The following is an 11,886-nucleotide window of genomic DNA, read 5'->3' on the forward strand; positions in this document are numbered from 1 at the left end:
CAAGGCAGGAGTAGAACAATGAACGATTCCGTGAGCGTGGGGCTTTTGATCAGCGTGATTGTTGTGGTTATCGGCGTGCTGATAATCGCCAAGGGACTGATGATTGTGCGTCAGTCAGAAGCCGTGGTGGTGGAGCGGCTAGGCTCGTTTAATCGGGTTCTGGAAAGCGGCATCAACATTATTATTCCGTTTATTGAAAAGCCGCGGTCGATCACCATGATCCGCTACCAGAAGCGCAACGACACCTATGTCGCCGTTACCCGCGAGGAGACGCGCATTGATCGGCGCGAGACGGTAATGGATTTTCCCGGCCAACCGGTCGTCACCACGGATAACGTCACCGTGCGCATTAACGGCGCGCTGTACTACAACGTGGTGATGCCCGAGCGCGCGGTGTACGAAGTCGAAAACATGAGTCAGGCCGTTGAGGTGCTGGCGAAAACCACGCTGCGCTCGGTGGTCGGCAAGATGGAACTGGACAAGCTGTTTGAATCTCGTGCCGAGGTCAACAACCAGATAAAGGCGACGATGGAAGAGCCGGCGTCCAAGTGGGGCATCAACATTACCCGGGTGGAAGTGCAGGATATTGAAATGCCTCAAGAGGTGGAGTCGGCGATGCGGCTGCAAATGGCCGCCGAGCGCAAGCGGCGCGCCACCGTGACCGAGGCCGAAGGCGAAAAGTCCGCGGCCATTGCCAAGGCGCAAGGGCAGCGCGAATCGTCGATTCTGAACGCCGAAGGCGACAGAGAGTCAGCCATTCTGCGCGCCCAAGGCGAGAAGGAATCCATTAGCCTGGTGCTCAGCGCGCTGGGCGATGACGACGAACACAAGCGCACCGTGGTGGGCTATCTGCTGGGGCAAAGCTATATCAAAAGCCTGCCGAACATGGCTAAAGACGGCGAGCGCGTGTTTGTGCCCTATGAATCCTCGGCGCTGCTGGGGTCGATGGGCATGTTCCGTGAAATGGCCGGCAGCCCGGAAGACGCCGTCAAGGCGTCGGGAGCGCTGCGCCAAGGCATGGTCGGCGGTGCGGCGAGCGCGCCCGATCCCGGCGCTCACACCTGAGACCTGCATGCATAGCGGTTTAAAGGAGCGCGCGTGTTGGATATAAGAGCCGTCGGCCTGTTTCTGATCACGGCGCTGGCAGAAATTATCGGCTGCTATCTGCCCTACCTGTGGCTGCGTGAACACAAGTCCGCGTGGCTGCTGGTACCGGGGGCGCTGAGCCTTATGCTGTTTGCGTGGCTGCTGACGCTGCACCCCGAGCCGGCAGGAAGGGTCTATGCGGCTTACGGCGGCGTGTATATTGCCACCGCGATTACCTGGCTGTGGCTGGTTGACGGCGTGCGCCCTACGCTTTGGGACCTCACCGGCTCGGCGGTGGCGCTATTGGGTATGGCGATTATTTTCTTCGCCCCGCGTGTGGGGTAGTGCGCGGCGTACCTGCTGGGCGCGTATGGCCTGGCGTTCAAGCGATAGCGCGAGGCGTTCGACTAGCCCGGCCAGCAGCGCCCGGCGGCGCGGGTCCAGCGAGCTTTCGTCGCGCGCGGCGGCAATCAGCGCCTCGCCCGCCGGGCGTACGCAGCGCGGCGTTTCGCTGCGGGCGCTGCCGGCGTAGTCGTCGGCCAGTGCGAGAATAAAGTCGCGTTTTGCGCGGGCGAGTGCGGCGTTATTCAGCCCGTCGAGCCGGCGGCGCAGCTGCAGGCAGGCGTAGCCGACGTCAAGGCCGGTCAGCCCCAGGCTGAATAGATGGCGTTGGTCCTCGGGCAGGGTGTCATCGTGTTTGGACAGGTGCAGCAGGCGGTCGGCCATACGGCCGATAAAGCGCGTTTCTGCATCGTCAACCGGCGCGCTTGCCAGCCGGCGCAGGTCTCCCGCAATCGCCCACACCAGCCGCTTGCGGCGCAGCGTGGCGCCGGGCCCGGGAATCAGACGAAATCCGGTCACCACGGCACTCAGCCCCACTAGTACCGCCAACGCGCGGTTAATAAAGCTATCAAAGGAAAAGTCCATGCCGTTGCCGGGCATGGTAAGCAGGATATTGCCGATGGTAAAGGCCAAACAATAGCCGATCAGCCGCGGGTTGGCCGAGCCCAGCAGCCCCAGAAACAGCGGCGTCAGAAAAATCATCGCCAGCATGGGAAAGCCGCTGGCCTGGGCGAGCAGCACATGGCCGAACAGAAACGCGCTGGGAATGGCGGCCAACATGCCTTTGGCAAAGGTCATGCACACCGTGACCGGGTTGTCGCGGCTGGCAAAAAACGCGGAAAAAAGCGTGCCTAAAAGCATCGCTACCTGGCCATTGGTCCAGCCGGTGGCCAGCCAGAACGTTGCCAGCGTGGCGAAAATGGCGCCGGCGCGCAGGGCGTTGACGCCGGCCACCAGATGGTCGCGGTGCCACGCCAGCGCCACGCCGCGCAGGGACTTACGTGACGGGTGGGCGATGGCGTCGCGGGCATCCAGCATGATCAGCGCGTGCCCCAGCGCCTCGCGCAGCCCCAATAAGCAGCGCTGCTCAAGCGGCGTCAGCGCCGCTTCGGGGTAGTCCAGCGCTCGGCGGCGCAGGGCGTGCAAAGGCTCGCGGGCGGGTTCGGTGCCGCTGTATTCAGCAGCGCTCGCGAAGCCGTCGGCGAGCTGCTGCGCGAGCTGCCTGATGTCGTCTTTAATCCCCTCGCCGTCGTTGTGCAACAGCTGTTGCAAGGCGTGGAGCGTGGCTAGAAGGCGCAGGGTGTGGCGGGTCAGCACGTGGCTGGCGCGAATGCGCCCCGCCCCCTCAGGACCTTCGTAGCGAGCCGCCTGGCTGTCGCCTTCAAGCTGGGTTAACGGCGCCAGGCTGTCGGTGAGCGTGGCTTCCAGCGCGGCGTGGTCGGCGGTGTCGCGCAGGCGGTAGGCGGCGTGGGTAAACGCCTGGTTGACCACGCTGTCGGCCTGACGCTCCAGATGCGCGCTGACCCGAGTAGGCCACAGTAGCGCGCTGACCAGCGTCGCGCAGGTGGCGCCCAGCGTCAGCTCGGAGAGCCTGGCCACGGCAATGGAAAAGATACGATCCGGCGCACTGGCGCCAATCACCACGATCAGCATGGCGGTTACTGCGCCCATGATGCAGCCGTAAGCGGCGTTGTTGCGCAGCAGCGCGCTGCCGTAGGTACACAGCATGATCCACAGCGTCAGGCCGGCAAGCGCGGGCACCGGTGCCTGGGCAAACAGCGCCATCAGAATGATGCCGGCCACTGCGCCGACCAGCGTGCCGCTGATTTGGCTAAGCCCTTTTTCCAATACCATGCCGCTCATCGGGCGGATCTGTAGAAACGCCGCCGAGATCAGCGCCCAGTAGGGGCGCTCCAGGTCGAGCCACAGGGCGATATACAGCGCCAACAACATGGCAAGCGTTGCCTTGAGCGCGAACTTGACGGACTGAGCGTCAGGCGTCAGGTAGGCCTGATACCAGGGCGAGGCGGTGATGGACATGCTTAGGGCGCCGGATCAATGTGCACGGAAGCGGTCATGCCGGCGCTTAGCGTAACGTCGTCGGGAATGTTGTCCAGCGCGATACGTACCGGAATGCGCTGCGCCAGGCGTACCCAGCTGAAGGTAGGTTGCACCTTGGGCAAAAGTTGTTCGTTGGGCGCGGTGTTGGGGTCGGCGATGGCGCGCCCGATGCTTTCGACGTGGCCGGAAAGCTCGTGTTCCGCCCCCATCAGGTTGACCCGCGCGCGGTCGCCCACGTTGACCCGCGGCATTTTGGTTTCTTCGAAATAGCCGGTGACGTAGTAGGACCCGGCCGCCACCAGCGCCAGCACCGGCTTGCCGGCGCTGGTGTAGTTGCCCTCGCCGAGCTGCAGGTTCAGCACGTGCCCGGCAACCGGCGCCGCAACGGTGGTCTGCGTCAGGTCAAGCTGGGCGCTGGCCAGCGCACTTTGTGCCTGAGCAAGGGTGGCGCTTGCCACGCGGCTGTTGATGCGCGAGGTTTCCTGGCCTTCGGCGCTGATGGCGGCGCGCCCCAGCCGGTTGCGCCGCGAGGCCTCGTGGCGGGCAAGTTCAAGCTCGGCCTCGCGCTGTTCCACGACCGCCTGGGCTTTATCCATCGCCGTCTGGTAGCGGCTGGGGTCAATCTGAAATAGCGTGTCGCCCTGGCTAACGCGCTGGTTGTCATCCACGTTGAGCGCCACTACGCGCCCGGATACGTCGGGGGCGACGGTAATGATCTCGGCGCGCACGCGCCCGTCGCGAGTCCAGGGCGTGTAAAGATAATAATGCCAGAGCCACCAGCCGGCGGCGGCGGCAAGTGCCACGATAACGAGGGTGACCAGCGTGCGCAGCAGGGTGGACATATCACAGGGCTCCCGTGGTGGAAAAAGGCGCGGAGAAAATATAGGCGGTAGCCGCTGTGCATAACACGAACAGCGCGGTGTCGAACCAGGCTTCGAACCACAGCCGCCGGCCTCCCTGTAAGCGGAACAGCAGGGCGCGCAGCGCAAAGGTAGCGCCCAGGCCGATCACCACGTAAGCGAACAACGGCGGTAGAAACAAACCGCCGATAGCAATTTCGTGTAAACCCATCGCGTTGTGTTCCTCTACAACGAGAGCAAAAACAGGATCAGAGGCGGTGACAACAGCGAAAGAATAAACCCGCTGACCACCGCCACCGGTACACAGGCCACGCCGCCGTGCTGCTGGATAACCGGCAGCGTGAAGTCCATTGACGTGGCACCCCCGTAGCCAATCGCCAACGCCGCATGGCGGTGAATCACCAGCGGAATCAGCACAAACGCTAGAAGCTCGCGGGCCAGGTCATTGAAAAACGCTACCCCGCCCATGAGCGGCCCGAGCTGGTCGCCGATCAAAATCGCCGAGAGCGAATACCAGCCAAAGCCTGCGGCCATGGCGAGCCCCTCGTTCCAGCTAAGCGATAGCAGAGGGGCGGCCAGAAGCCCGGCCAGCAGTGAGCTGGCGGCAAGGGTTAGCGCAATGGCAAGCCCGGTGCGGTTGAGCAGAATCTGCCTGAGTGGCATGCCCGAGTTACGCAGCTGGCAGCCAATCAGTGCGAGCAGCACATATAGCACCCACTCGGCGAGGGTTTCGGCATGGCTGAACAGCGCTTTGCCGAGCACCGGGCCGAGGAGCACGCCGGCGGTAACGCCAAGCGCCACCACGCCCACCAGCAACAGCGAGCCCTGCATGGCGGCAAACTTGCTGACCGGCGCGTTTTTGACCGAGGGCGAGGTGCCCGCGTGCAGCGCCAGCCGGCGCGAAAGCCACCATAGCGCTACGAGGTTGAAGGCGCTGGTTAGCGTAAACAGCAGCAGCGCGTTACCGCCCAGTCGCGACAGCTGGCTAGAGAGGTTTTCAATCCCCGCCAGGCTTATGCCCATCAGCAGCAGTATCGCGTACACCGAGCCATTCACCGCGTGGTTGATGGTGCCCTGCAGGCGCTTTGAGCGAACGCGGACGAGATAGCCCACCACGAGCGGCAATAAAACGATCAGTAATCCGGAAAACATGATGGCGTACGGCGTTCCTTATTGGCGGTTTAGCTGGGTCAGCGTGATGTGTGTTTCACGCTTGCCGTCTTTCCAGTAGCTGGCGTCGACAATCAGGCCGGGGTAATCGGGCTGGTAGCTGATGCGGGTTTCGCGGTCGGTTTTTTCGGCGTCCAGCAGCACCACGGTCAGCGCTTCAAAGGTGCCGGCGGGCACCTTTATCTGCCGCGTGCCGGCGGCGTAATACTCGAAGTTTTCATCGCGCCCGCGGTGGTCGACAAAATGTATGTCGCAGGGGGCGCTTTCCGTGCAGTTCTCGCGCCCGGCGCGGCGCGCCAGGTCGACTAGCGCGGTTTGCCGATCAAGGGTGTCGATGTCGGCATCGGCCAGCTCGTAGCTGTCGCCCACGCCAAACAGCGAATAGCCGCTGTAATAATGCAGCGAATGGGTGGCCTCATCGTCGGCGCTGAAGCGGCTGCGCTCCTGGCCGCTGGCCACGGCGATGGAAAAACGCATCTCGCTTAGCCAGTGGCGGCCTTCGTGGCTTATCCGGTGGGTTAGCGTGGCGCCGGGCCAGTCTTTAACTTTCAGGCGATACTCGGCGTCAAACGCCTTGAGCGGACGCAGCGCTGTCGCGGCGGCGTCCGTTGACGCCGCCAGCGCCGGCGTGGCGGCCAGGCTGCAAAGCACAGCAAGCGCCAGCGCGGCGGCGGGCAAAGCGCGTAAAATAATCGGCATTGCGCTTCTCCGGTAATGGGGTAAGGGCGAGTATAGCGCCCGGAGCGGTGAGCGTCAGTAGCCGGTAGCCGGGTTCACGGTGGCAGGCGTGTCGCCGGCTTCAAAGGCGCGCAGATAGCCGATGACCTGATCAATGGCGCCATCAAGCGGCGTGGGTGCCGACATGTGCGGGGTGATCACCACGCGCGGGTGGCGCCACAGCGGGCTGGTAGCAGGCAGTGGTTCAGTGTTGAAGACGTCCAGCAGGGCACCGCGCAGAGGTCCCGGCGCGCTGTCATCACCCAGTGCGTCAAGCAGGGCGCGCTCGTCGATCAGCCCGCCACGCCCCGGGTTGATCACGCTCGCGCCTGGAGGCAGCTGCGCTAAACGTGCGGCATCGAGCAGCCCGTGCGTATCAGCGGTATCCGGCAGCAGCGTGACCAGCGTTTTGGCGCGGCTGAGCACGGCGTCAAGGCCGGCCTCGCCGTGGCGGCAGTCAACGCCGTCGAGGTTTTTGGCGTGGCGGCTCCAGCCGAGCACCGGAAACCCGGCCTGGGCAAGCGCCTGCGCGACGCGGCGACCAATCGCGCCGAGCCCCAGCACGCTCACCGGCCAGTTGGTCTTGTCGGGCACCGCTTGGGGGCTCCAGTGATCCCGCTGTTGTTGGCGTGCGTAGTGGTCAAAGCCGCGATAAAAATGCAGCACGCCGTAAAGCACGTAGTCAGCCATAGGCTCGGCCATTCCCGCATCGCGCAGCTTGACGATGGGTACATTCTCGGGCAACCCGGGTGTGGCCAGCAGGGCATCGACCCCGGCACCCAGGTTGATGATGCCCTTGAGCCGCGTCTGTTCGGCAAAAAGCCACTCGGGCGGCTTCCATACGGCGAGGTAGTCGGCGTTCTGGCGCTGGTCGGCGGGCGCGTCAGTGGTGATAACCGTGGCGCCGGGAAAAGCGTGTGCCAGCGCCGTGCGCCAGCGGTTGGCGTCATCGGTGTGTACGACTATTTTCATGATTTCTCCTTGACTCGCTCATCGCCGTTATTCGGGCATTGCGGCCACGCTATCATGGCTGATTGCGGTTTTTATAATAAAGGTTTTGACCCCGTGCCGCGCAGGGGTGCTAGTATCGCGGGGACGACGATGGCAGGCCTAATGCGGCGGGCCAAATCGCTTACATGTCCCGGAAACGCTGTAATAACGTCCGGTTTTTCTGATTCTTAACGGCGAGTTGCCCGATGACTCAGGTGTCACTGCCTTTCACGCGTGAGGAATATGCCCAGCGGCTATGGAAAGTGCGCGCAGAAATGGCTAGTCGGGGCATTGACGTACTGATCGTCAGCGACCCCTCCAACATGGCGTGGCTTACCGGCTATGACGGCTGGTCGTTCTACGTGCATCAGTGCGTGTTGGTCAGCCTTGAAGGCGAGCCGGTCTGGTATGGTCGCCGCATGGACGCCAACGGTGCGCTTCTGACCTGCTGGATCGCCCCGGAAAACATTACCTATTATCCGGATTACTATGTCCAGAACCCTGACATGCACCCCATGGACTATCTGGCGCAGTCGATTTTACCCGACCGCGGCTGGGATCGCGGCGTGGTGGGTATGGAAATGGACAACTACTATTTCTCCGCCAAGGCTTACTTGTGCCTGCTGCGCGAGCTGCCCCACGCCCGTTTCATGGATGCCAACGCCCTGGTCAACTGGTGCCGGGCGATCAAATCGCCTCAGGAAATCGCTTATATGCGGATTGCCGGCAAGATTGTCGAAGGCATGCATACGCGTATTCTGGAGCTTATTGAGCCGGGGCTGCGCAAAAGTAAGCTGGTCTCCGAGATTTATCGCGTGGGCATTGAAGGCTATATCAACGAAGAAGGCGAGGTACACGGCGGTGACTACCCAGCCATTGTGCCGCTTTTACCCACTGGGAAAGATGCCGCTGCGCCGCACCTGACCTGGGATGACTCGCCGTTTCGTGAAGGTGAGGGCACGTTTTTCGAAATTGCCGGCGTGTATAAACGCTACCATGCGCCGACGTCGCGCACGGTCTTTTTGGGCCGCCCGCCGCGTGAGTTTTTGCGCGCCGAGTCGGCGCTTTTAGAAGGCATCGAAAGAGGCTTGGCGGTGGCCAAACCCGGCAACCGCACGGCGGATATCGCCATGGCGTTGGGCTCGGCGATGGATAAATACGGCTTTGACCGCGGCGGGGCGCGCTGCGGCTATCCCATCGGTATTTCCTACCCGCCGGACTGGGGCGAGCGCACCATGAGCCTGCGTCCCTCGGACGAATCGGTGCTCCAACCGGGCATGACGTTTCACTTTATGCCCGGCCTCTGGGCCGACGGCTGGGGGCTCGAGATTACCGAAAGTATCCTGATTACCGAAACCGGCTGCGAAACCTTTGCCAATTTCCCGCGCCAGCTGTTCGTCAAGTAAGCGCTTACCCTTCAAGGAGCATCCCATGAGCAAGCGTCCCAGCCCGATTTCCGCCACGGTTGATTTCGATGCCGACGGCGTCCAGCACGGCTTTCTCAATCTGCCCATTTCGGTGGATGACTCGGCGTGGGGCGCGGTGATGATCCCCGTGACCGTGGTCAAGAACGGCGAGGGCCCCACCGCGCTTTTGACTGCGGGCAACCACGGCGACGAATACGAAGGCATTACCGCGCTGCTGAAGCTGTCTTCCACGCTCAAGGCAACTGACGTGAGCGGGCGGGTGATTATCGTGCCGTGCTTCAACACGCCGGCGGTAACGGCCGGCAAGCGCACCTCGGGGCTGGACGGCGGCAACCTCAACCGCTGCTTCCCCGGCAACCCCGACGGCAACGCCACCGAGCAGATCGCCGACTATTTTACCCGCGAAATGGTGCCCATGGCCGACGTGGTGCTGGACATCCATTCCGGCGGGCGCACGCTGGATATCGTGCCCTATGCGGCGTCCCACGTGCTCGACAATAAAGACCAACAGCGTGCCGCGCTGGAAAGTGCCAAGACCTTTGGCGCGCCTTACGCCATGGTGATGTTCGAGCTCGACGCCGAAAGGCTCTTTGATACCGCCTGCGAGCGTCAGGGCAAGGTGTTTGTCACCACCGAGCTTGGCGGCGGCGGCACCTCGACCCCGCAAAGCGTGGCGATCACCGAGCGCGGCGTGCACAACTTTCTGATCCACCACGGCCTGATGCAGGGCGAACCTCAAACGCCGGCCGAGCCGCAGATTTACCTGACCATGCCCGATGCCAGCTGCTACGTACAAAGCGAGCACTCGGGGCTTTTGGAGCTTGTCGTGAGCCTGGGTGAGCGGGTCGCTGAAGGGCAGGCCATCGCCTACGTTTACGACCTGACCCGCACCGGCTCCGCGCCGGTGGCCTATCACGCCAAGCGCGACGGTATTCTCGTGGCGCGCCGCGCCCCGGCGCTGGCCCACATCGGCGACACGCTGGCGGTTATCGCCGACGTGGTGGAGCGCCTCGATGCGTAACCCTTCATGCTGAAACTCGACCGTTTTGACGTCAAAATCCTCTCGATACTCTCCCGCGACGGACGCATCACCAAATCCCGCCTGGCCGAGGCGATCAGCCTCTCGGTCAGCCCCTGCTGGGAGCGCGTCAAGCGCCTCGAGCAGGCGGGCATCATCGAAGGCTACAGCGCGCGCATCAATACCGGCGTGCTGGTGCCGAGCAACTCGGTGTGGGTGCAGATCGAGCTTAAGCAGCACAATGTCGAGAGCTTTTCGCGCTTCGAGGCGCTGGTCATGGACACCCCCGAGGTCACCGAGTGCGTGGCCGTCGGTGGCGGGGTGGACTACCTGGTGAAGTTTGAGGTGCGCAGCATCGACAGCTACCAGCGCACCATGGACCGCTGGCTGGTGTCCGACGCGGGGATCGAGCGCTACTTCACCTATATCGTCACCAAAACGGTCAAGCGCGCCACGCTGAACATCGAGGATGAACAGCTGGCCTAGGCGGAAACCGACGACCTGCCAAAAAAACCGCAAGTTTACGCCGGCCGCGCCAAAAAAAGCGCATCTTGTGCCGGCGCTTTCAAAAGCACTTCCCGCGCGATCTCCCTTATGCTTGAGCCATCGACAGGTAATGACCTGCCAATCGCCAAGACCCCAAGGGAGGGGTTCCTATGACCGCATTCTCCGCTACGCTCTCCGATCGTTCCACAGCACTCTCCGATCGTTTGCAGGATCCGCGCCTGTTCCGTCAGTACGCCTACATCAACGGCAAATGGACCCACGGCGAAGGCGGCCGCGAAGAAGCGGTCACCAACCCCGCTACCGGCGACGTGCTGGGCCATATTCCGGTGCTTGAAGACACCCAGATTACCGCCGCGGTAGACGCCGCCGAGGCTGCTTTTGCCGGCTGGCGGGCGCTGCGCGCCGACGAGCGTAGCGATATCCTGCAGGCATGGTACGACTTGATCCGCGCCAACAGCGAAGACCTGGCGACCATCATGACCCTTGAGCAGGGCAAGTCGATTGGCGATTCGCGCGGCGAGGTGCAGTACGGCGCAAGCTTTGTGCGCTGGTTTGCCGAAGAGGGCAAGCGTACCTACGGCAACACCATTCCCAGCCATATGCCCAACGCTGCGCTGGGCTCGATCAAAGAGCCGATTGGCATCGCCGCGATGATCACGCCGTGGAACTTCCCGCTGGCGATGATCACCCGCAAGGCCGCCGCCGCGCTGGCTGCCGGCTGCCCGATCATCATCAAGCCGTCCAACGAAACGCCGTTCTCGGCGCTGGCGTTGGCTGAGCTGGGCGAACGCGCGGGCATTCCCGCAGGTATTTTGAACGTGGTGCTGGGCGAGCCACCGGCGGTGTCCAAAGTGCTGTGCGCCGAGCCGCGTATCCGCGCGCTGTCATTCACCGGCTCTACCCGCGTGGGCGAGCTGTTGATGGCGCAAAGCGCGAGCACGGTCAAGCGTCTCTCCATGGAGCTGGGCGGCAACGCGCCGTTTATCGTCGGCCCCGATATGGACCCCACAGAAGCCGCCGAAGCTGCGGTCGCGGCGAAGTACCAGACCTCGGGGCAGGACTGCCTGGCGGCCAACCGCATTCTGGTGCACGAGTCGATCCACGACGCCTTTGTCGAGGCATTCAAAGTCAGCATGTCGGCGCTGACCGTAGGTAACGGCCTGCAAGAGGGCATTGACCTGGGCCCGTTGATTCACGCCAACGCCGTGGAAAAAGCCCAGAGCATTGTCGACGACGCGGTTGCAATGGGCGCAACGCTGCACCAGAGCAGCCAGCCGCCGGTGGCCGGTGAGAACTTCTTCATGCCGGTGGTGCTGACCAACATCACCCGCGAGATGAAGGTGTGGCGCGAAGAAAGCTTTTCGCCGGTGGCAGGCATCCTGCCTTACTCAACCGATGAGGAAGCCATTGAGCTGGCCAACGACACCGAGTACGGACTGGCGTCCTACCTTTTCACCCACGACCTGCGCCGCATCTGGAAAATCATGCGGGCGCTGGAGTTCGGGCTGGTGAGCGTCAACTCGGTGAAAATGACCGGCGCACCGGTGCCGTTTGGCGGGGTGAAAGAGTCCGGCCTGGGTCGCGAAGGTGGCTCCACCGGCATCGACGAATACATGGAGACCAAGTTCTTTTGCCTGGGCGGCATGGAGTCGGTCTCCGGTAGCTGAAATGCCCAGTAGCTGAAGATGAACGATCAACCGTGCGTTGC

12 protein-coding genes are annotated in these 11,886 nt (G+C 63.0%); 6 read left to right on the plus strand and 6 right to left on the minus strand.

Annotation, left to right across the window (positions count from 1 at the left end):
• The first annotated feature begins 18 nt into the window (after nt 1-18).
• Complete coding sequence (locus tag B5495_RS11900; protein ID WP_079554003.1) at nt 19-1,065, plus strand: SPFH domain-containing protein; 1,047 nt, start codon at nt 19-21, stop codon at nt 1,063-1,065.
• 33 nt (nt 1,066-1,098) lie between these two features.
• Nucleotides 1,099-1,431 (plus strand): YnfA family protein, encoded by a 333-nt coding sequence (locus B5495_RS11905; RefSeq protein ID WP_079554005.1) that lies wholly within the window; start codon nt 1,099-1,101, stop codon nt 1,429-1,431.
• Here B5495_RS11905 and B5495_RS11910 read toward each other — a convergent pair.
• The 6 genes from B5495_RS11910 to B5495_RS11935 are packed head-to-tail and all read right to left on the minus strand — an operon-like array spanning nt 1,387 to nt 7,208.
• A complete protein-coding gene (locus B5495_RS11910; protein ID WP_079554007.1) occupies nt 1,387-3,468 on the minus strand; it encodes an FUSC family protein in 2,082 nt (693 codons plus the stop codon). The two genes, B5495_RS11905 and B5495_RS11910, sit on opposite strands and share 45 nt — an antisense overlap.
• Nucleotides 3,469-3,470: 2 nt before the next feature.
• Nucleotides 3,471-4,331 carry an efflux RND transporter periplasmic adaptor subunit gene (locus tag B5495_RS11915; RefSeq protein WP_079554009.1) on the minus strand — a complete coding sequence of 287 codons (861 nt, stop codon included), beginning with the start codon at nt 4,329-4,331 and terminating at the stop codon, nt 3,471-3,473.
• Nucleotide 4,332: 1 nt separating this feature from the next.
• A complete protein-coding gene (locus B5495_RS11920; RefSeq protein ID WP_079554011.1) occupies nt 4,333-4,560 on the minus strand; it encodes a DUF1656 domain-containing protein in 228 nt (75 codons plus the stop codon).
• A 14-nt stretch (nt 4,561-4,574) separates the two neighbouring features.
• On the minus strand, nt 4,575-5,501 hold the full coding sequence (locus tag B5495_RS11925; RefSeq protein ID WP_079554013.1) for a LysO family transporter: 927 nt from the start codon (nt 5,499-5,501) through the stop codon (nt 4,575-4,577).
• Between the two features lie 18 nt (nt 5,502-5,519).
• Complete coding sequence (locus B5495_RS11930; RefSeq protein WP_079554014.1) at nt 5,520-6,218, minus strand: hypothetical protein; 699 nt, start codon at nt 6,216-6,218, stop codon at nt 5,520-5,522.
• A 54-nt stretch (nt 6,219-6,272) separates the two neighbouring features.
• On the minus strand, nt 6,273-7,208 hold the full coding sequence (locus B5495_RS11935; RefSeq protein WP_079554016.1) for a 2-hydroxyacid dehydrogenase: 936 nt from the start codon (nt 7,206-7,208) through the stop codon (nt 6,273-6,275).
• Between the two features lie 224 nt (nt 7,209-7,432).
• Here B5495_RS11935 and doeA point away from each other — a divergent pair, with 224 nt between their 5' ends.
• The 4 genes from doeA to B5495_RS11955 all read left to right on the plus strand — a co-directional run bounded on the left by doeA (nt 7,433) and on the right by B5495_RS11955 (nt 11,845).
• Nucleotides 7,433-8,632, plus strand: a complete 1,200-nt coding sequence (gene doeA / locus B5495_RS11940; protein ID WP_079554018.1) for an ectoine hydrolase DoeA — start codon at nt 7,433-7,435, stop codon at nt 8,630-8,632.
• A 25-nt stretch (nt 8,633-8,657) separates the two neighbouring features.
• The gene (gene doeB, locus B5495_RS11945) at nt 8,658-9,674 is read left to right on the plus strand and encodes a N(2)-acetyl-L-2,4-diaminobutanoate deacetylase DoeB (protein ID WP_079554020.1); all 1,017 of its coding nucleotides are present in this window, start codon (nt 8,658-8,660) and stop codon (nt 9,672-9,674) included.
• A gap of 6 nt (nt 9,675-9,680) precedes the next feature.
• The gene (locus B5495_RS11950) at nt 9,681-10,157 is read left to right on the plus strand and encodes an Lrp/AsnC family transcriptional regulator (RefSeq protein ID WP_079554021.1); all 477 of its coding nucleotides are present in this window, start codon (nt 9,681-9,683) and stop codon (nt 10,155-10,157) included.
• Between the two features lie 170 nt (nt 10,158-10,327).
• Nucleotides 10,328-11,845 carry an NAD-dependent succinate-semialdehyde dehydrogenase gene (locus tag B5495_RS11955; RefSeq protein WP_079554023.1) on the plus strand — a complete coding sequence of 506 codons (1,518 nt, stop codon included), beginning with the start codon at nt 10,328-10,330 and terminating at the stop codon, nt 11,843-11,845.
• Nucleotides 11,846-11,886 lie beyond the last annotated feature (41 nt).

Origin of the sequence: Vreelandella subglaciescola (genome assembly GCF_900142895.1) — a bacterium.
Lineage (GTDB): Bacteria > Pseudomonadota > Gammaproteobacteria > Pseudomonadales > Halomonadaceae > Vreelandella > Vreelandella subglaciescola.

Coding starts and splice junctions, on each gene's coding strand:
- B5495_RS11900 (WP_079554003.1), top strand. CDS start 19: ATGAACGATTCCGTGAGCGTGGGGCTTTTGATCAGCGTGATTGTTGTG.
- B5495_RS11910 (WP_079554007.1), bottom strand. CDS start 3,468: ATGTCCATCACCGCCTCGCCCTGGTATCAGGCCTACCTGACGCCTGAC.
- B5495_RS11915 (WP_079554009.1), bottom strand. CDS start 4,331: ATGTCCACCCTGCTGCGCACGCTGGTCACCCTCGTTATCGTGGCACTT.
- B5495_RS11920 (WP_079554011.1), bottom strand. CDS start 4,560: ATGGGTTTACACGAAATTGCTATCGGCGGTTTGTTTCTACCGCCGTTG.
- B5495_RS11925 (WP_079554013.1), bottom strand. CDS start 5,501: ATGTTTTCCGGATTACTGATCGTTTTATTGCCGCTCGTGGTGGGCTAT.
- B5495_RS11930 (WP_079554014.1), bottom strand. CDS start 6,218: ATGCCGATTATTTTACGCGCTTTGCCCGCCGCCGCGCTGGCGCTTGCT.
- B5495_RS11935 (WP_079554016.1), bottom strand. CDS start 7,208: ATGAAAATAGTCGTACACACCGATGACGCCAACCGCTGGCGCACGGCG.
- doeA (WP_079554018.1), top strand. CDS start 7,433: ATGACTCAGGTGTCACTGCCTTTCACGCGTGAGGAATATGCCCAGCGG.
- doeB (WP_079554020.1), top strand. CDS start 8,658: ATGAGCAAGCGTCCCAGCCCGATTTCCGCCACGGTTGATTTCGATGCC.
- B5495_RS11950 (WP_079554021.1), top strand. CDS start 9,681: ATGCTGAAACTCGACCGTTTTGACGTCAAAATCCTCTCGATACTCTCC.
- B5495_RS11955 (WP_079554023.1), top strand. CDS start 10,328: ATGACCGCATTCTCCGCTACGCTCTCCGATCGTTCCACAGCACTCTCC.